21 protein-coding genes, 1 tRNA gene and 1 pseudogene are annotated in these 17,634 nt (G+C 68.3%); 6 read left to right on the forward strand and 17 right to left on the reverse strand.

The features are described from left to right. The 6 genes from N415_RS09085 to N415_RS09110 all read right to left on the reverse strand — a co-directional run. A partial coding sequence (locus tag N415_RS09085) for an LLM class flavin-dependent oxidoreductase (protein WP_152531302.1) occupies nt 1-511 on the reverse strand: 511 nt, incomplete at its 3' end. A 1-nt stretch (nt 512) separates the two neighbouring features. After that, nucleotides 513-992, reverse strand: coding sequence for a VOC family protein (locus N415_RS09090; protein ID WP_068179906.1), 480 nt, complete (start codon nt 990-992; stop codon nt 513-515). Between the two features lie 15 nt (nt 993-1,007). Next, nucleotides 1,008-1,757, reverse strand: coding sequence for an SDR family oxidoreductase (locus N415_RS09095; protein WP_068179909.1), 750 nt, complete (start codon nt 1,755-1,757; stop codon nt 1,008-1,010). Then, nucleotides 1,754-2,992, reverse strand: coding sequence for an MBL fold metallo-hydrolase (locus N415_RS09100; protein ID WP_068179911.1), 1,239 nt, complete (start codon nt 2,990-2,992; stop codon nt 1,754-1,756). Before N415_RS09100 ends, N415_RS09095 begins: the two co-directional genes overlap by 4 nt. A 14-nt stretch (nt 2,993-3,006) precedes the next feature. Continuing rightward, nucleotides 3,007-4,275 carry a sulfotransferase gene (locus tag N415_RS09105; protein WP_068179913.1) on the reverse strand — a complete coding sequence of 423 codons (1,269 nt, stop codon included), beginning with the start codon at nt 4,273-4,275 and terminating at the stop codon, nt 3,007-3,009. 7 nt (nt 4,276-4,282) lie between these two features. Further along, a complete protein-coding gene (locus N415_RS09110; RefSeq protein WP_068179916.1) occupies nt 4,283-4,669 on the reverse strand; it encodes a DUF2237 domain-containing protein in 387 nt (128 codons plus the stop codon). Between the two features lie 123 nt (nt 4,670-4,792). Here N415_RS09110 and N415_RS09115 point away from each other — a divergent pair, with 123 nt between their 5' ends. Next, nucleotides 4,793-5,179, forward strand: a complete 387-nt coding sequence (locus tag N415_RS09115) for a hypothetical protein (protein ID WP_068179918.1) — start codon at nt 4,793-4,795, stop codon at nt 5,177-5,179. 206 nt (nt 5,180-5,385) lie between these two features. Beyond that, nucleotides 5,386-6,546, forward strand: coding sequence for a cellulase family glycosylhydrolase (locus N415_RS09120; RefSeq protein ID WP_068180005.1), 1,161 nt, complete (start codon nt 5,386-5,388; stop codon nt 6,544-6,546). Nucleotides 6,547-6,576: 30 nt separating this feature from the next. Here the strand turns inward: N415_RS09120 and N415_RS09125 are convergent. The 4 genes and pseudogenes from N415_RS09125 to N415_RS09140 all read right to left on the reverse strand — a co-directional run. Further along, nucleotides 6,577-6,978: pseudogene (locus N415_RS09125) on the reverse strand (arsenate reductase ArsC); the annotation flags it as partial. A gap of 150 nt (nt 6,979-7,128) precedes the next feature. Continuing rightward, nucleotides 7,129-7,218 (reverse strand) — tRNA-Ser (locus tag N415_RS09130). Nucleotides 7,219-7,351: 133 nt separating this feature from the next. Beyond that, nucleotides 7,352-7,813, reverse strand: coding sequence for a nucleoside deaminase (locus N415_RS09135; RefSeq protein ID WP_068180008.1), 462 nt, complete (start codon nt 7,811-7,813; stop codon nt 7,352-7,354). Between the two features lie 53 nt (nt 7,814-7,866). Beyond that, the gene (locus tag N415_RS09140; RefSeq protein ID WP_068179924.1) at nt 7,867-8,388 is read right to left on the reverse strand and encodes a tRNA adenosine deaminase-associated protein; all 522 of its coding nucleotides are present in this window, start codon (nt 8,386-8,388) and stop codon (nt 7,867-7,869) included. A gap of 114 nt (nt 8,389-8,502) precedes the next feature. Between N415_RS09140 and N415_RS09145 the strand changes: the two genes are divergently transcribed. After that, complete coding sequence (locus tag N415_RS09145; RefSeq protein WP_068179928.1) at nt 8,503-9,441, forward strand: prephenate dehydrogenase; 939 nt, start codon at nt 8,503-8,505, stop codon at nt 9,439-9,441. Here N415_RS09145 and N415_RS09150 read toward each other — a convergent pair. Genes N415_RS09150 through N415_RS09170 form a run of 5 tightly spaced genes read right to left on the reverse strand, consistent with a single transcriptional unit; the run spans nt 9,404 to nt 13,481 of the window. Continuing rightward, complete coding sequence (locus tag N415_RS09150) at nt 9,404-10,003, reverse strand: putative glycolipid-binding domain-containing protein (RefSeq protein ID WP_068179931.1); 600 nt, start codon at nt 10,001-10,003, stop codon at nt 9,404-9,406. The genes N415_RS09145 and N415_RS09150 overlap by 38 nt on opposite strands. Before the next feature lie 4 nt (nt 10,004-10,007). Continuing rightward, complete coding sequence (locus tag N415_RS09155) at nt 10,008-10,754, reverse strand: ABC transporter permease (RefSeq protein ID WP_068179933.1); 747 nt, start codon at nt 10,752-10,754, stop codon at nt 10,008-10,010. Next, nucleotides 10,751-11,437: an ABC transporter permease gene (locus N415_RS09160; protein ID WP_068179942.1), complete on the reverse strand. Its 687-nt coding sequence runs from the start codon at nt 11,435-11,437 to the stop codon at nt 10,751-10,753. Before N415_RS09160 ends, N415_RS09155 begins: the two co-directional genes overlap by 4 nt. Before the next feature lie 2 nt (nt 11,438-11,439). Then, nucleotides 11,440-12,531: an ABC transporter ATP-binding protein gene (locus tag N415_RS09165; RefSeq protein ID WP_068179945.1), complete on the reverse strand. Its 1,092-nt coding sequence runs from the start codon at nt 12,529-12,531 to the stop codon at nt 11,440-11,442. Next, nucleotides 12,528-13,481 carry an ABC transporter substrate-binding protein gene (locus N415_RS09170; protein ID WP_068179951.1) on the reverse strand — a complete coding sequence of 318 codons (954 nt, stop codon included), beginning with the start codon at nt 13,479-13,481 and terminating at the stop codon, nt 12,528-12,530. The genes N415_RS09165 and N415_RS09170 overlap by 4 nt, the downstream gene beginning before the upstream one ends. Before the next feature lie 102 nt (nt 13,482-13,583). Between N415_RS09170 and N415_RS09175 the strand changes: the two genes are divergently transcribed. Beyond that, nucleotides 13,584-13,934, forward strand: a complete 351-nt coding sequence (locus N415_RS09175; protein WP_068179954.1) for a lipopolysaccharide assembly protein LapA domain-containing protein — start codon at nt 13,584-13,586, stop codon at nt 13,932-13,934. A gap of 102 nt (nt 13,935-14,036) precedes the next feature. On the opposite strand, the gene N415_RS09180 is transcribed toward N415_RS09175, so the two are convergent. Together N415_RS09180 and N415_RS09185 are read right to left on the reverse strand one after the other, a co-directional pair. Continuing rightward, complete coding sequence (locus N415_RS09180) at nt 14,037-15,083, reverse strand: phosphotransferase family protein (RefSeq protein WP_068180010.1); 1,047 nt, start codon at nt 15,081-15,083, stop codon at nt 14,037-14,039. Nucleotides 15,084-15,147: 64 nt separating this feature from the next. Beyond that, entirely contained in the window at nt 15,148-15,786 is a 639-nt protein-coding gene (locus N415_RS09185; RefSeq protein ID WP_068179957.1) for a histidine phosphatase family protein, read from the reverse strand. Nucleotides 15,787-15,863: 77 nt separating this feature from the next. Here N415_RS09185 and N415_RS09190 point away from each other — a divergent pair, with 77 nt between their 5' ends. Beyond that, on the forward strand, nt 15,864-16,535 hold the full coding sequence (locus N415_RS09190) for a class I SAM-dependent methyltransferase (protein ID WP_068179960.1): 672 nt from the start codon (nt 15,864-15,866) through the stop codon (nt 16,533-16,535). A 67-nt stretch (nt 16,536-16,602) separates the two neighbouring features. Next, nucleotides 16,603-17,634 (forward strand): phosphotransferase family protein, encoded by a 1,032-nt coding sequence (locus N415_RS09195; RefSeq protein WP_068179964.1) that lies wholly within the window; start codon nt 16,603-16,605, stop codon nt 17,632-17,634.

The raw sequence follows: 17,634 nt of genomic DNA on the forward strand, positions 1-17,634 counted from the left end.
CGCGCGAACCGCCGCCGACGAACAACGGCGGGTGGGGCCGGGTCCAGGTGCCGGTGCAGACTCCCGCGTCCGCGCCGGCGCCGGACCACACCGACAGCATCCGCTCGACCAGGCCGTCCATCAGCTCGCCGCGGCGGCCGAAATCGATTCCGAGCGAATCGTATTCGACCGTGCGATAGCCCAGGCCCACCGTGGTCAGCAGCCGGCCGCGGCTCATGTTGTCGACGAGCGCGATGTCTTCGGCGAGCCGGACCGGATTCCACAGCGGTCCCAGCGCGCAGTCGACGCTGGCGATCAGCGTCGTGGTTCGGGCCAGGAACATCGACGCGGCCATGATCGGGTTGCAGCTCCACCCGTGCCCGGTCGCGTGGTGCTCGTCGACACTGATCGAGGTGATGCCGTGCGACTCCCCCCACTGCGCCAGCTCGAGCGCGGCGCGGAGCAGCGCGCCCTGGGTGCGCGGATCACCCTGCGGCGACGCGAAATTGAAGCGCAGCACGCTCAGCAGCACGTCATGCCTCCCCCTGCCCCGCCATCGACTGCAGGAAGGCGGGGAAGTCGGGGAAAAGCGCGCGGTCGACGATCTCGATGCGGGTGCCCGAAGCGTCCGTGAAGTAGGCGAACAGCGAAAGTTCGGAGCCGGGCGTGTCGGCGGTCATCTCGAGAGTGAAACCGTTGGCCTCCAACGCCCGCGCGCTCTCGGCCAAATCATCGCTGAAGTAGCCGAGGTGGTGGACGGCGTTACCCGCCGCCGCCGTCCAGGGGCTGCCGGGAACCTCCTGCACCAGTTCGACGTGGGGGCTCTGCAGGGAGTAGACGATCGTCGACGTCAGTTCGCGGACGCCGGAGGCGGTGCGAAAAGGCAGCGTATAGCTCATCGGATTGATCCACCGGTAGCCGGCCAGCGCGCTCAGCCTGGCCATCGCCGCGCCGAGGTCGGGCACGACGACGCCGGTGTGGTAGAAGTCCTGCGGGTGCAAAGCGAATGTCATTGTGAGTCCTTGCTTTCAGACACAGTCCGATGCGCCGTCGACGACGAAGAGCGCGCCGCTGGTGTAGCTGCTTTGCTCCGTACACAGAAAGGCCACCGTCGGAGCGATTTCCCCGACCGATCCGAAGCGGTGCAACGGGATGTGGGCCAGCTCGGATTCGACCAGCTCGGCCGCGCCGTGCATGGGCGCGGTCATCGGCGTGTCGATCGTGCCCGGCGCCACCGCGTTCACCCGGATCCCCTTGCGCGCCCACTTCACCGCGAGGTTGCGCGTGATGCAGACGACGCCGGCCTTCGCGGCGCCGTAGCCGGGGACCAGTGGGACGGCGCGCAGCGCCGACATCGACGCGACGTTGACCACGCTGGCGCCACCGGCTGCGGTCGACGACTTCAGCGCCGGATACAACGCGACGGTGAGCCGGTAGGGACCGATCAGATTGAGCGCGACCGAGGCGTCGAAACCGTCGGGTTTCGACTCGTCGAGTCCGCCGGGGAAATTCGCGCCGGCGTTGTTCACCAGGACGTCGAGGCCCGCGAACGCCTGCGCCAACGCGTCCACCGATTCGGGGTCGGTGATGCGCAACTGTCGATAGGCCATGCCCGACAGGTCGGTGTCGTAGTCCGCGGCTGCGGGTTTGGTCCCCGTGATGGTGACGTCGGCTCCGGCGTCCCGGAACAGCGTTGCCGTGGCATGGCCGATCCCGCTGGTGCCGCCGGTGACCAAGACGGTCGTCCCGGTGAAGTCAAAGCTGACTCGCGCCGTCATGCGTTCCTCGCTAGTTGGTTTCTGAGCCAAGCACTTTCCCAGAAGTTGGTGCTGTCAGCCAGCAGCGTCTCATGCGCACCGTTCAACACGTCGCGGGCCCCCGGGTGGTCGCGGGGAACCAGCTCGGCCAGGTGAATGGCGTGCAGTGGCCGCCCCGCCTCGAGGTGCGCCCGCGCCCTGTCCACCAGCGCGTCGGCCCCGGCCAGCTCGACCACGTCGGCGGCGACAGCCTCGAAACCGACCGGATACAGTTCGGTGGTCGATCGGTGGTGGAACCAGCCCGAGTAGTTCTCCCACACGGCGCGCACATCCCAGTCGACCTTCCCGTAGCCTTGGCCCACTTCGTATTCCGGGGGCAGGGTGATCTCGCGCATCAGGGTGCGGACGTCCTTGCCCGCGTTCATCCCGGCGACGGTCTGGTCGTGGACATACCGAATCGCGTCGCGCAGCCGGGTCAATTCGGCGTTGATGCGCTCCCGCCCCACGATCGGTTCGAAATGACCGGTCACCAGGAGTTCGGGTTCGAGGTCGCGGACCCGCTCGACCGACGCGATGGCGGTCAGGGCGTCGCGGTACCGGTCGCCGCGCATAGTGACGAGGTTGGGAATATGACCGAATATCGGGCCAAAGGTGTTTCCGCACAGGCAGATCCGCTCGTCCGGCAGCCACACCACCAGCGAGTCGGTGGTCTCGCCGCCGGGCACGGCTATCAACTCCAAGCGCCGGCCGCCGAGCTCCAGGGTCAGGGTGTCCTCGAAGTCGAGATCGACGGCGGGGACACTCTGGGCGGGCAGCCGCTTCGTGCCGAGCCGGCGCTGGATGTCCTGGATTCCCGACGCCAGCGTGTCCTTGAAGGCGAACGCACTGCGGGCGGCGCGGTACGGGATCAGCCTTTCGTTGTCGTCACGCCACGCCGTCCAGTTCGCTTGCGCGACAACCGTAGTGTCGGGGTCGCGCACGCTGTCCAGGCCGCCGACGTGGTCGACGTGGCCCTGGGTGAAGATGATGTAGCGCACCGGCGAGGGGTCGACGGCGTCGAAGTTGGCGCGGTGCACCGGCCCTTCGAAGCCCATGCCGGTGTTGACGATGACCCGGCCCTCACCGGTGGTCAGCAGGTAGGCGTTCGACAGCCCCGGCGAGCACCACAGTCCCGGCGCTATCTGCTCGGCCTTTTCGGCCGAAGCCGGGCGCAGGCCGTCGGCGCCGGGCCTCTCGCGATAGATCGGCTCGAACATCGCTGTTGACTCCTTCATTCGGGCCGGACGTCGAATCGGTTGAAATAGAACTCGAAGCGCCCGCGCAGTTCGTCGGGCGAGATGCCGAAATGCCGTTGCAGCGCGTAGCGGACGCGGCCGTGTTTGCCCCGCGGATTGCCGTCCAGGTAGTTCTGCAGGCGGGCGCGCACCTTGGGCGTCAGCTCGACTCCCCCGCGCTGGTAAAGCTGTTCCAGCAGCGGCATTTCGTTGCCGTTGAGGTGGTGGAAGGCGATGTCGATGCTGCGTTCGGCCGGAACGAGGTCGCGGTCGCGCACGCAAGCGCCGAGCAGCCGCTGCACGCGGTCGCTCCAGTAGTCCAGCAGCCATTCCGGGTCGATGGTGGTCCGGCGCAGCCGGTCGGAGTAGGCCATCATCGTGATGGCCGACTGGACCACGGCGACGGGATCGCGATGAGTGAAGGCCACGGTCGCATCGGGGAAAGTCGCCATCAAGGGGCCGAGCTGCTCGCAGTGCTGCGGGCTCTTCAGCACCCAGGTCCGCGGACCGCGGAGGAACGTCAGCGCCTGCAGGACCTTCTTCAGGTACGCGTAGTGCCGGGTCTGGTCGAGCCCCAGGTAGTAATCGCGCCAATCCGGCACGCGCGCATGCCATTCGAGGACGTAGGCGGCCAGGTCAAGGTCGAGGAGTTCGACCTCCTCCTCGATCGCCTCGGGAAAGCGGTCGTGCATTGCGGCCACTACAGGGGCGCTGGCCATGAGCGCGTCGTGCTCGGCCTTGGCCCGCGCGTACCGGGGGTCGACGCCGGAAATGTCGGGGCCTTCGCCGCGCGCGGGTATTGGTTCCTGACTCTCCCAGTAGGGCAGCGCGCGCCGGCGCGGGTCGGCCGCGATGAGGTTGACCAGGTGCGTGGTTCCGGATCGCGGCATCCCGACCACGATGAAAGGCTTCTCGATGGCGACCGATTCGATTTCCGGATACCGCTTGATGAGTTCGGTCAGCGACAGCCGGTTGCGCAGCAGGCGAACCACGCGTTGCCGCAGCGACGAACGGGTGAGCTGGGTCAGGCCTTCGTCCGCTTCGATGGCCGCGACGTGCACGGCCAGCCGGTCTTTGAACCCGTCGGTGTCGTCCAGGTCGTCGGCCCCCGCTTGCTGGACCGCTTCGGCGAGCATCCGTTCGGCATCGAAGTCGACGCGCCTTGCCTCGGTGAATTCGAGGATCTGACGCTGGACGTCGGTCAGCCGGGGCGCCGTAAGGTCATCGAAGTCGATGTCGTCCACGTCGCCGACCGCAGAAGCCACGCGAGCTCTACAGGTTGGCCAGGTCGTCGGGAACGTCCACCTTGTGTTCCTGCAGCGCATCCAGCGGCACCACCTCGAGCGTGCGCTCGTGGGTGGACGCCAACACCACCGGCGCGGCGCACCCGTCGTTGTGGGCCCGAAGCCAGTTCAGGGCGGTGACGCACCAGCGGTCGCCGGGCAACAGGCCGGGAAACCGGTGCTCGGGAACCGGCGTCAGCAAGTCGTTGCCGATGGAACGCTGGTGTTCCAGGAATTCGGCCGTCATCACTGCGCAGATCGTGTGACGACCGAGGTCTTCCTGGCCGGTCGAGCAACAGCCGTCGCGGTAGAAACCGGTAAGCGGGTCGGTACCGCACGGTTCCAGCGGACCGCCGAGCACGTTGCGATCGGGCACCGGTTTAGTATCGCGCCCCGGGGTGCGAAATTTATAGTCAGTTTGCCCATCCGCGCCCGGCGATTTTTTGCCGCCGCCGGCATTCGGCGCCCGAGCGGCCGGGCTGCGCGGTAGGTTCTGCCTGTGAAACTTTCCGGGGCTTTCCTGGCGGAAGCGGCCGCGACCGTCGACAACAAGCTCAACGTGCAGGGCGGGGTGCTGTCGAAGTTTACGGTCGGACCCGACCGGTATGCCCGGTTTGTCCTCGTGGTGCTGACGCAGTCCGGAACCGAGGATTCCGACCGACGGGTGGACGTGGAACTCAAGCCCCCGACGCTCGACGCGCCGCAATACAAATGGTTCGACGCGCCGGAGGCCGCGGTCGGGGAATTTCCGGGGTTCGCCTTCTTCGAGATCGAGGCCCGGCTGCCGGTTGACGGCCGCTGGACGATCGAGATCAGTTGCGGCGATTCGTCGGTCTCGCTGCCGCTCGTGGTGGACGGGTGGACCTCGCCGTCCCTTGACATTTGAGCAAGCCCATTTTCGCTTGACCCTCAATGGCCTTGCACACCAAGAAGATCCGTCCTGTCGGGGCGGCCGGCCCGTCATGACCCTCGACCGGGCGCGCGAATGCCCCTAGGTCACAACAAGATAACAATTCCCGCGGCGCCGAGAACCCGGCGCGACGCGCTGGCCAAATGCCGGGTCCGGAGCCGCGGGAAACTTATCGTCATTTGGTGCATCGTCGTACAGCCTTGAAGCTTCCATTGCTGCTGGCGGCGGGCACGGCCCTGGCTCACGTACCACGCGCCTCCGCGGACCCGGCGCCGCGCTCCTCTGGGGAGATCACCCGATGGTCGCCCGACCGCGCCAACCGCTGGTATCAAGCGCAAGGATGGCTCGTCGGCGCCAACTACATCACGTCGAACGCCATCAATCAGCTCGAGATGTTCCAGCCCGCCACCTACGACCTGCGGCGCATCAACACCGAGCTGAGCTGGGCCCGGGCTTACGGTTTCAACAGCGTGCGGGTTTTCCTGCACGACCAGCTGTGGGCCCAGGACGCGCGGGGTTTTCACAACCGCCTCGCGCAGTTCGTCAGCGTCGCAGCGAGCCACGGCATCCGGCCGCTGTTCGTGTTCTTCGACTCCTGCTGGGACCCGTTCCCCAAACTCGGCCCGCAGCGCGCGCCGCGGCCCGGCGTGCACAACTCGGGGTGGGTGCAGAGCCCCGGTGCGGAACGCCTCGGTGACCCCGGCTACACCCAGGTCCTGCACGACTACGTGACCAGTGTGTTGACCCAATTCCGCAGCGACAACCGGATTTTGGGTTGGGACCTGTGGAACGAGCCGGACAATCCCGCGCGGGTGTACGCCAAGGTCGAGCGGAAGGACAAACTGGAGCGGGTCGCGGAGCTGCTGCCCCAGGTGTTCCGTTGGGCCCGTTCGGTCGATCCCAGCCAACCGCTGACGAGCGGCGTGTGGCGCGGCGCCGACCAGGGCGAGCATGGGGGCGCCAGCGCCATCAGCGACATCCAGCTGAGCAACGCCGACGTGATCACGTTCCACTCGTATGCCGAGCCCGCGGGCTTCGAGTCGCGGGTCGCCGAGCTCACGCCGCACGGGCGCCCGATCATCTGCACGGAGTACATGGCCCGCCCCCAGGGCAGCACCATCGAGTCGATCCTGCCGATCGCGAAGCGCCGGAACATCGGCGCGTTCAACTGGGGGCTGGTCGCTGGCAAGACCCAGACGTACTTCCCGTGGGACTCGTGGGATCACCCCTACGCGGCCCCGCCGAAGGTGTGGTTTCACGACCTGCTGCAACCGGACGGCCGGCCCTATCGCGACAGCGAGTTCCAGACGGCCCGCACCCTGGGCGGCGGCGGGCCCACGTAGAACTGCCTCCGACCCTGCGCTAAGCGGCGACTAGGTGGGGGGAAAAAGTTCGGCAATGAGCGCGCGGACGTGCTTGGCGATCTCATCGCGGATGGCGCGAACGATGTCGGGAGGCTGGCCTTCCGGGTCCGCCAGTTCCCAGTCACGGTAGGTGACTCCGGGTAAGTGAGGGCTGATGTCGCCGCAGCCCATGGTGATCACGATGTCGCCGGCCCGCACGGCGCCGGGGGTGAGGAGTTTGGGGGCCGCGGCGGTGATGTCGATGCCTATTTCAGCCATCGCCGCGACGGCGGCGGGGCTGATCACCGAGGCGGGTTGGGTTCCGGCGGAGCGCACTTCGATGCGGTCGCCGCCGAGGTGCGTGAGCAGCGCGGCGGCCATTTGAGAGCGGCCGGTGTTGTGCACGCAGACGAACAAGACGCTGGGTTTTTCCGTCATCGGCGGGGCTCCGGGAGTGGATTGCGCACCGCGAAGCTATGAAATTTTTCGATCCGAAATTTGCCCATCTTGTGCCCAAACGTCGCCCACGAGCAGCGCCGGGGCGTTAAGCGGGCGCGTTACCTGCGGTTCTTATTCATTCTTTGGCGGTGGCGGAGGGATTTGAACCCTCGGACGGTTTTAGCCGTCACACGCTTTCGAGGCGTGCTCCTTAGGCCGCTCGGACACGCCACCGCCAGGCAGCTTACCGAACGCCGCGCCACTCACCCCAATCGCTGGTTCCGGCCACCGAGATTGCCGCCATGGTTGTGCTCGCGCCAAGATCACAGCCCTCACGGCAATCTCGACGCCGAATTGCCGCAGGAACTCACCCCAATCGCTGGCGGGCGAAGAAGGCCTCCAGCGGCGCGGCGCACTCCCGCGCGAGCACGCCGCCGCGTACCTCCGGGCGATGGTTGAGCCGGCGGTCGCGGACCACGTCCCACAGCGATCCGACGGCTCCCGTCTTGGGCTCCCACGCCCCGAACACCAGCCGCGCGACGCGGGCCAGCACCAGCGCGCCCGCGCACATGGTGCAGGGCTCGACCGTCACCGCAAGCGTGGCGCCCTCCAGCCGCCATCCGTCGCCGAGCACGCCGGCGGCCGCCCGCATCGCCAGGATTTCGGCGTGCGCGGTCGGATCGCCAAGGGCCTCACGGGCATTCACCGCCCGGGCGAGCTCTGTGCCGTCGGCGCCGATGACCACCGCACCGATCGGCACGTCGCGCGGCCCCGCCGTCGCGGCGACCGACAGTGCGGAACGGATCAGGTCTTCGTCGTCAGTACTCACCGACCGAGCCCGATGGCGGCGACCCGCTTCGCCCGGCTCCGCCGCGCTCGCGATCACCGACCCAAGCGGTCGATCACCGCCGACAGCTGGTCGGCAAAGCCCATCTCGCGGGCGATGCGGCCGAGTTGCTCGTCGGCGTAGAGGTCGGTCTCGTCGAGGATGACGCCGAGCACCGCCTCGGGCAGCCCGACGTCGGACAGCAACCCGAGGTCGCCCTCCTCGAAGGGGTCGGCGTCCTCGAGGTCTTCGGGATCGATGTCGGCGTCGAGGTTGTCGAGCACCTCGGCGGCGATGTCGTAGTCCAGCGCGGCGGTGGCGTCGGAGAGCAGCAGCCGGGTCCCGGACGGGCCTGGGCGCACGATGACGAAGAACTCGTCGTCGACGTCGAGCAGCCCGAACACCGCGCCCGAGCTGCGCAGCTCACGCAGTTCCGTCTCGGCGGTCTGAAGGCTCGTCAGCGCCTTGGCACCCATGGGATAACAGCGCCACTTACCCTCTTCTCGCACGACGGCAACGCCGAAGCCGTCCGGTGCGTCCGCGGACGGCCCTTGCGCTGGAGCGCGCTGTGCTCCCATGGGCGCCTACGCTAGTCGCTGACCAGCCCAACTGACCAGACGGAACACCGCCGCCCGCCGAAAGTGTGCAAACCTAAGACGGTGGCGCACCCTGTATCCAAGACTCCGGTTTGCGTGCTGGGGCTGGGCCTGATCGGCGGCTCGATCATGCGGGCCGCGACCGCGGCCGGCCGCGACGTCTTCGGCTACAACCGATCGGTCGAGGGCGCACACGCGGCCACCGCCGACGGCTTCGACGCCAGCACCGATCTCAGCCACACCCTGACGCGGGCCGCCGACACCGATGCGCTGATCGTCGTGGCCGTGCCGATGCCGGCGTTGGCGGGCATGCTCGCCCACATCAGCGAACTGGCCCCCGATTGCCCGCTGACCGACGTCACCAGCGTCAAGAGCGCGGTGCTGAAAGAGGTGACCGCGGCCGGTCTGCTGGAACGCTTCGTCGGCGGCCACCCCATGACGGGCACCGCGGACTCGGGCTGGGCCGCCGGATACGCCGGGTTGTTCACCCGGGCCCCGTGGGTCATCAGCGTCGACGACCACGTCGACCCCGTGGTGTGGTCGATGGTGATGACGCTGGCGCTGGACTGCGGGGCGCTGGTGGTACCGGCCAAATCGGACGAGCACGACGCCGCGGCGGCCGCCATTTCGCACCTGCCGCACCTGCTCGCCGAGGCGCTGGCGGTCACCGCGGGCGAGGTCCCGTTGGCGTTCGCGCTGGCGGCCGGCTCGTTCCGCGACGGCACCCGGGTCGCCGGCACCGCCCCGGACCTGGTCCGGGCGATGTGCGAGGGCAACTCCGAGCAGCTGCTCCCGGCCGTCGACCACGTCATCGAGCTGCTGGTCCGCGCCCGCGACTCGCTGGCCAGCCACAACTCACTGGCCGACCTCATCGACGCCGGCCACGCCGCGCGGACGCGTTACGACAGTTTCCCGCGCTCCGACATCTTCACGGTCGTCATCGGCGAGGAGAAGTGGCGCGAGGAACTGGCCGCCGCGGGCCGGGCGGGCGGGGTGATCAGATCCGCTCTGCCAAGCTTGGGTAATCCACAATGAAGCCGTCCTCGTCGACGCTCACGGTGGTGTCGGCGACGGGAGAGCGCAATTTGATTCCGTCGAGACGGCCCTCGCTGGTGTAGCTGACGGTCGCCGCGGTGACGCTCATGTCGGGCACGTTCACGTAGACCATGGGCAGCGTCACCGTGTCCGCCCGTTCGTGCAGCGCGAGGCGCCGGATCGGCAGCGCGTTGAAGAACGGACTGAACACCACGTCGACGTCGAGCGCGCCGTTGTATCCGGCGCGCCGCTCCCCCTGGTGGTCGGTGATCAGCCACATGTTTTCCTCGTCGCGGGCGATCGAGAGCACGCGTTCGCGCTCGGCCAACGTCACGGTCAATCCGAGCCGCTTGGTGGCGCCGGTCTCGTCGGTCTGCAGGTCGTAGTAGGCGCCGAACGCCGGATTGGTCGGGGTGGCGGCGGCGACGATGCGCCCGTTAGCCCTCATCCGCTTGTTGGACAACTGGATTCGTACCGATTCCATGCGCGAGATGTCCTGTGCGCGCCAGGTCAACATCGCCTGCCATACGCGCCGGGCGGGGTCGGTGGGGGCCGTGTTCACTCTTCTACCGTAAAACTTGTCCACCGACGGCGGCACGTTTGTCGACAAGTGCGGTCGGCGTCACGTGGTCGCGCCGACGCACCCGCCCGCGTAACCGGCCGGTACCGGGCGCCGACGCCCACACCGCGAGCGCCAACAGGCCGTCGAGGATCAGCGCCAATGCGGCCACCATCAGCGCCCCGACCAGCGCGAGGTGGAACTCGCGCTCCTTGATCCCGTCGATCAGGTATCGGCCCAGGCCGCCGAGGCTGGCGTAGGCGGCGACGGTTGCGGTGGCGACCACCTGCAGCGTCGCGTTGCGCAGCCCGCCCAGGATCAGCGGCAGCGCGTTGGGTATCTCCGCGCGCAGCAGCACCTGGGCCTCCGTCATGCCCATCGCGCGGGCGGCGTCGACGACCGACGGCTCGACGTTGGCGATGCCCGCATAGGCACCGGCCAGCAGCGACGGCACGCCCAGCAACATCAGCGCAACCAGCGGCGGCCCCAAACCCAGCCCGAACAGCAGCACCCCCAGCAGCAGCACTCCCAGTGTCGGCAGGGCGCGCAGGCCGTTGACGGCGCCGACCACCAGGAGCGTGCCGCGCCCGGTGTGTCCGATGATGAGCCCGACCGGGACGGCGATCAACGCCGACGCGCCCACCGCGATGGCGGTGTACTCCAGGTGTTCGAGAATGCGCGATGCCAGCCCGACGGGGCCGGTCCAGTTGTCGGCGGTCAGGAGGTAGGACAGGGCCTGCTGCACGAAGTTCATCGCGCGCCGCCCACGACAGGGGCCACGACCGACCGGCGACGCGGCGTGCGCCCGGCACGCTCCCACGGCGTCGCCAGCCGGCCCGCCAGGACGATGAGCGCGTCGATGGCGATCGCGAGCACGAACAGCGCGATGATGCCGGCGACGATCTGATCGCTCTTGTCGGTCTGGTAGCCCTCGGTGAACCAGGTGCCCAGGCCGCCGATGCCGATCACCGAACCCACCGAGACCATCGCGATGTTGGTCACCACCACGACGCGCAGTCCGGCGACGAGAACCGGAATAGACAGCGGCAGTTCGACTTTCAGCATCCGCTTGATCGCGGGGTAGCCGATGGCGGTGGCGGCGTCGCTCACCTGGGCGGGCACCGCGTCCAGCGCCTCGAGCACCGCCCGCACCAGCAGGGCGGCGGTGTAGGCCGTCAGCGCCACCATGACGTTGGCCTCGTCGAGGATGCGGGTCCCGATGATCGTCGGCAACACCACGAACAGCGCCAGCGACGGGACGGTGAACACGACGCTGGCGGTGGCGGTCGTCAGCCGCCGGGCGATCGGCGCGCGCTGCACCAGCACGCCCAGCGGCACCGCGATGGCCAACCCGATCACGACCGGCACCAGCGACAGGCGCAGATGGACCACGGTCAGGGCCCAGGCGTCGTCGAGGTGGGTGAGCAGGTAGTGCATGCCTAGGCCCTTCGCCGGGCTTCCACCGCGGCCAGCACGTCGGCGGCCAGCACGCCGCCGATCAGCTTGCCCCCGTCGTCGACGGCGACCCCCAGGCCCGACGGCGAGGACAGCGCCGCGTCGAGGGCGTGGCTGAGGTTGCCGTCGGGGCGGAACACCGACCCGACGCCGCCCATGCTGTCGGACAACGACGCGCCCGCGCGGTGCTTGCGCAGGCCCTCGGCGTCGATCCAGCCCACCGGGATGCCGGCGTCGTCGACCACCACCGCCCAGCCGTCCGGGAGGCCTGCCTCGGGGAGGCTCACCACGGCGATCCGGTCGATGTCGTGCAATGGCAAGCCGTCCGCGCCCATGAGCTGCAGCCACCGATACCCGCGGCCCAGACCGATGAACCGGGCGACGAATTCGTTGGCCGGGCGCGACAGCAGGTGCGCGGGTTCGTCGTACTGCTGCAGCACGCCGTCGGAGAACACCGCGATCCGTTCGCCGAGTCGCAGCGCCTCGTCGATGTCGTGTGTGACGAACACGGTCGTCTTGTGCAGTTCGCTTTGCAGACGCAGGATTTCGTTCTGCAGTTCGTGGCGTACCACCGGGTCGACGGCGGAGAACGGCTCGTCCATCAACAGGATTGGCGGGTCGGCCGCGAGCGCGCGCGCCACACCGACGCGTTGTTGTTCGCCGCCGGAAAGCTGCGCCGGGTAGCGGGTGGCGATCTTGGCGTCCAACCCGACGCGCTCGAGCACCTCGTAGGCGGCCTTGCGGGCGTCCCGGCGAGACCGGCCCTTGAGCACCGGAACCGTTGCGACGTTGTCGATCACGCGCTGATGGGGCATCAGGCCGGCGTGCTGGATGACGTAGCCGATCCCGAGGCGCAGTCGCACCGGGTTGACGGTCGACACATCCGCCCCGTTGACGGTTATCCGGCCGGAGGTCGGCTCGATCATCCGGTTGATCATCCGCAACGCCGTGGTCTTGCCGCTGCCCGAAGAGCCTACGAATACCGTCAATTCGCCGTTGGGGACCACCAGGCTCAGCCGGTCGACGGCCGTCGTCCCGTCGGCGAATACCTTGCTGACGTTGTCGAAGACGATCAACGCGGTTGACCGATCGGGTGGTTGAAGCCGTTGTCGCGCACCCAGTTTCGCGCAGCCTGATCGGGATCGATGCCGGAGTTGCCCGACACCGCGGCGTTGAGGTGGGCCAGACCGGAGGTCGTCAATTTCGCCGACACCGCGTCCAGCACGTCCTTGAGGCGGTCGGACTTCTTCTGCGAATTCACCAGCGGCACAATGTTGCCGGCCAGGAAGTTGTGCTGCGGGTCCTCGAGCGCCACCAGATGATTCTGCAGCATCGCCGGTGAGGTGCTGAAGATGTTGGCGGCCGTCACCTTCCCCTCCACCAACGCGCGCACGGTCACCGCGCCGCCGCCGTCGTTGATCGCGACGAAGTTGCCCGGGGCGATGTTGAGTCCGTACTTCTGTCGCAGGCCCGGCAGCCCGGACGGGCGAGTCTCGAACGCCGAGGGCGCCCCGAAGCGCACATCCGGCGAGTGCGCCGCCAGATCGCCGATCGTTTTGAGGTTCCAGTCGCCGGCCGTGCCGCTGGGGACGGTGACCGTGTCGGTGTCCGAAGCCGGCGACGGCGTCAGGATCGACAAGTCACCGGGGAGCTTCTTGTACAGCTCCAGCTCGACGTCGTCGAGCATGGTCGCGGTGGAGTCGGGTGCGAAGTACAACAGCAGGTTCCCGATGTATTCGGGCACCAAGTCGATGGAATGATCCTTCAGCGCAGGAACATACGTCTCCCTGCTGCCGATCCCCATCCGCCGCCCGACCTCGAACCCGTTGGCCTGCAACGCTTCCGCGTAGATCTCGGCGACGATCTCCGACTCGGGGAAGTCGCCGGAGCCGACCACGATCGATTTCGGGCTGCGCATCTGCGTGCCCAGCGGATCGGAATTGCTGCACGCCGCGATCAGACCTACCGCCGCCAGCCACGCCGCCGCCCGGACAGTCACGCGGCGCGCCCGCAGCCGCATCCTCATACCGCCGACACTAACGGCAGAACCGCTGCGACGCGGCCGGGCGCGGGCGTCGGTTTGGGTGGATTTGTTTCAATCTGCGCAGGATGGGACAAAGATGAGACTATGAGCGGCCAAACCCCTGACTCCCCTCCCCCGCCTCCCCCGCCGCCGCCGGATCCGCACGTCGGCGCGACGCCCAAGGATCCGGCCGTCGGGTTCACCCGCGCCGGCGCTTTATGGTCCTTCCTGATCGTCGGCTTCCTGATACTGGTCCTGCTGTTGATCTTCATAGCCCAGAACACGGATTCGGTGCGGTTTACGTTCTTGACTTGGCATTGGAGCCTGCCTCTGGGCGTCGCTTTTCTGCTGGGCGCCGTGGTGGGCGGCCTGATCACCGTGGCCGTCGGCACCGCGCGAATTCTCCAGCTGCGCCGCGTGGCCAAGAAACACCACGCGGCCGCTCAGACCTTCTAGCGCCGGCTTTCGGTGTGAATCGAGGGCGTTGCGTGTGAGCCTACGGCGGGAAAATCGCCAGGTTCCCGCCCTGGGCTCACACCGAAAGCCCTGGGCGCACACTCAGCCGGGCAGCTTGGCCAGCTCCGCCAGGCCGCGGGAGATCAGCGGCGCGACCACCTCGGGCGTGTGCTCGGATTCTTTTCCGCTGGCAAGGTCCGACATGCGCCGGCGGAAGTCGATGCCAGCGGCGATGATGGCGAGCTTGAAGTACGCGAGCGCCATGTAGAACTCCCAATGCGCCAACGGCAACCCGGCCACCAGCGAGTAGCGGTCGGCCAGCTCGTCGGCCGTCGGCAACAGCGGCGACGTCCAGGCGGCCTGCGCGTTGACGATCAGGTCCAGCGCCGGGTCGCGGTAGACGCACATCAGGGCGGCGTCGGACAGTGGGTCCCCCAGCGTCGAGAGCTCCCAGTCCACGACCGCGCGCACCTTCGTCGGGTCGTCGGAATCCAGGATGGTGTTGTCGATCCGGTAGTCGCCGTGCACGATCGAGGTCCGGCTCTGCTGCGGAATGGATTGGCGCAGGCCGGAATGCAACCGTTCGACGTCGGCGTCGCGGTGGTCGTCGGGCAGCCGCACCAGTTCCCACTGCGAACCCCAGCGTCGCACCTGACGCTCCAGGTAACCGCTGGGCTTGCCAAAGTCGGCCAGCCCCACGGCGTTCGGGTCGACGCTGTGCAGATCGACGAGGACCCGGATCAACGAGTCGACGCAGGCGTCGATGACGGTGTGACTGAACGCTTCGAGCTGCGCGCGGCGGCGCACCACCTGCCCGGCAACGAATTCGACGATCTGAAACGGCGCGCCCAGCACCGAGTCGTCCTCACACAGCGCGATCGCGCGCGCGACCGGGACCGGCGTGTCCTGCAGCGCGGCGACGACCTTGAATTCGCGGGCCATGTCGTGGGCCGACGGCGTCAGCCCGTGCAGCGGCGGGCGGCGCACCAGCCAGCTGGTCGCGTCGTCGTACACCCGGAACGTCAGATTCGAGCGGCCACCGGAGATGAACTCGCCCCGAAGTTCGCCGTCGCGGCCTATCCCAAGCGAACGCAGGTACCGGTCCAGCGAGGCCAGATCGAGCCCGTCGAGTCGGTCAACTGAAGTCACTCGAACTTGTTTACCACCGCTGATGTCGGTCAACTTCACCACCACCAATTTGCCCGACTCCACCTCAGGCCGTTCCACGGCCTGCATCGTCGCCAGGCGGCCGCTGGTTTCGCGGCAACAGATCCCACACGTGCTCGACGGTGTTGACCCCCGCCACCGTCGCCTGACCCGTTCGCGAGAACAACAGCCGGGTCACCGACGCGTAGTCGACGGGGAAGGACAACAGCCGCCTCGTGCCCAGGATTTCGTGCAGCAGCACGTTGATCACCCCGCCGTGGCTGAACACCGCGACCGTGTCCTCGGGATCGGCGGCGGCGACGAGGTCGTCGACCCCCGCGCGGACGCGCGCACGAAACGCGTCCTCGTCCACCGCGCTGGGCAGATGCCCCTCGGCCAGGCGGGCCCATTCCTCCGGTCGTTCGGCTTTGATCTGCTCGACGGGGATGTAGACGGGAAGGTCGCGGTCGTATTCGGCGAATCGGTCGTCGATTTCGACTCGCAGCCGGCGCGCGGCCGCGACGGGTTCGGCGGTCTGAATCGCGCGCCGCTGCGGGCTGCTCACCACCCGCGCGATGGGAAACCGGGCGAGCGCGTCGGGCAGGCGCTCGACCTGCGCCCACCCCTGCTCCGACAGGTCCGGGTCGGAACCCTCGCCGTGTTCGCTGCGCAGCGGTAGCGCATGCCGGACCAAGAGCACTTGCATGTTTGTTCCCGTCGTCGGATGGTGGGCAGCGCCCAGTTTCTCATCGCGCCCCGCGACACCGATCCCGAGGAGGAGAGATGACCCAGCCGCAGATGGATTGGGACGCCGCATACCGGCAGGAAACGCCGCCGCCGTGGAGCATCGGCCGGCCGCAGCCGGAGCTGGCGGCGCTGATCGACGAGGGCAAGATCCGCAGCGATGTCCTGGACTCCGGCTGCGGCCACGCCGAGCTGTCGCTCGCCCTCGCCGCGCGCGGGTACACGGTTGTCGGACTGGACGCCAGCGCGACGGCGGTCGAGGCGGCGACCGCGGCGGCCGCCGAACGAGGCCTTACGACAGCGACTTTCGCGCAGGCCGACGTCACCAACTTCGGGGGCTATGACGGTCGCTTCTCCACGATCCTGGACAGCGGACTGTTCCACGCGCTGCCGCCCGAGAGCCGCCAGGACTACCTGCAGTCGATCTTTCGGGCCGCCGCGCCGGGGGCGGCGCTGTACATCCTGGCGTTCGCCGCGGGGGCCCTGGGCCCTCAGAGCGCCGACCGGCCCGGCCCGCGCGGCTTCACCGAGACGGAGCTGCACGACGCCGTCGCAGAGCTCTGGCAAGTCGACGATCTGCGCCCCGCCAAACTCTACGGCAACGCCGGCGCGCTCGCGGCTTCCGGTGATCCGTTGCCCGAGGTCGAATTCGACACCGATGGCCACTTCATGGCGCCGGGCTTCCTGGTGAGCGCGCACAAGCCCGGATAACAGTCGAGGCCTTTCCGCACCCCGTGGAGAATGCTATTCTCCGCACGGAGAGCGGGGTGTGCAGCCTATGACGAGTGTCAGCGAAACCCAACTGGACCCGGGCGTCCTTGCCCGTTGGCTGGATGCGAGCGGCGCCCCGGGCGCCGGTGAGCAACCGGTGCTGAACCAGCTCAAGGGGGGTTCCCAGAACACCCTGTACCTGATCGAACGCGGCGGCGAACGCATGGTGCTGCGGATGCCGGGCGCGCGCGCCGACGCGGCCCGCATCGACGGCCTGCTCCGCGAGATCCGGCTGGTCCGCGCGCTGTCGGGCACCGACGTGCCACACGCGGCGCTGATCGCCGCCGACGACACCGGCACCGTGCTGGGCATGCCGTTCTACGTCATGCAGGCGATCGACGGGTGGAGCCCGATGGACGGCGGATGGCAGGCGCCGTTCGACACCGACCTGGAGGCCCGTCGCGGGCTGGCGTTTCAACTCGTCGAGGGCGCCGCCAAGCTGGGCCGGGTGGATTGGCGCGCGCAAGGCCTCGAAGGCTTCGGGCGCCCGGACGGCTTCCACGAACGACAGGTCGATCGCTGGCTGACGTTCCTCGACGCCTACAAGGTGCGCGAGCTGCCCGGGCTGCACGAGGCCGCCGACTGGTTGCGCAACCACCGGCCCGACCACTACAAGCCCGGCATCATGCACGGCGACTACCAGTTCGCCAACGTGATGTTCGCGCACGGTGCGCCCGCGCGGTTGGCCGCGATCGTGGACTGGGAGATGACGACGGTCGGTGATCCGCTGCTCGATCTCGCCTGGGCGCTGCTGGGCTACGACGGCGAGGAGCCCAGCACCGACGGGTTCTATCTGGACATGCGCGGCATGCCGACGCGCAGCGAATTGCTCGAACACTACGAGAAGATCAGCGGACTCTCCACGGAGAACATCGACTATTACCTGGTGCTGGCCAACTGGAAGCTCGGCATCGTGCTGGAGAAGACCTACGCGGCGGGGGTCAAGACCGGAAAGGTCGACCCGAACATCCAGGACACCTTCGGGGCGATGATCCCGCGGCTCATCGCCACCGCGGCCGAGCTGGCCGGAGCGCGCTGA

It is taken from the genome of Mycobacterium sp. UM_CSW, assembly GCF_000455205.1.
Classification (GTDB): Bacteria; Actinomycetota; Actinomycetes; order Mycobacteriales; family Mycobacteriaceae; genus Mycobacterium.

Excerpts from the sequence above, each read along its gene's own strand:
- N415_RS09090 (WP_068179906.1), bottom strand. The coding sequence starts at position 992 with ATGACATTCGCTTTGCACCCGCAGGACTTCTACCACACCGGCGTCGTC.
- N415_RS09095 (WP_068179909.1), bottom strand. The coding sequence starts at position 1,757 with ATGACGGCGCGAGTCAGCTTTGACTTCACCGGGACGACCGTCTTGGTC.
- N415_RS09100 (WP_068179911.1), bottom strand. The coding sequence starts at position 2,992 with ATGTTCGAGCCGATCTATCGCGAGAGGCCCGGCGCCGACGGCCTGCGC.
- N415_RS09140 (WP_068179924.1), bottom strand. The coding sequence starts at position 8,388 with ATGGGAGCACAGCGCGCTCCAGCGCAAGGGCCGTCCGCGGACGCACCG.
- N415_RS09155 (WP_068179933.1), bottom strand. The coding sequence starts at position 10,754 with ATGAACTTCGTGCAGCAGGCCCTGTCCTACCTCCTGACCGCCGACAAC.
- N415_RS09160 (WP_068179942.1), bottom strand. The coding sequence starts at position 11,437 with ATGCACTACCTGCTCACCCACCTCGACGACGCCTGGGCCCTGACCGTG.
- N415_RS09170 (WP_068179951.1), bottom strand. The coding sequence starts at position 13,481 with ATGAGGATGCGGCTGCGGGCGCGCCGCGTGACTGTCCGGGCGGCGGCG.
- N415_RS09175 (WP_068179954.1), top strand. The coding sequence starts at position 13,584 with ATGAGCGGCCAAACCCCTGACTCCCCTCCCCCGCCTCCCCCGCCGCCG.
- N415_RS09185 (WP_068179957.1), bottom strand. The coding sequence starts at position 15,786 with ATGCAAGTGCTCTTGGTCCGGCATGCGCTACCGCTGCGCAGCGAACAC.
- N415_RS09190 (WP_068179960.1), top strand. The coding sequence starts at position 15,864 with ATGACCCAGCCGCAGATGGATTGGGACGCCGCATACCGGCAGGAAACG.
- N415_RS09195 (WP_068179964.1), top strand. The coding sequence starts at position 16,603 with ATGACGAGTGTCAGCGAAACCCAACTGGACCCGGGCGTCCTTGCCCGT.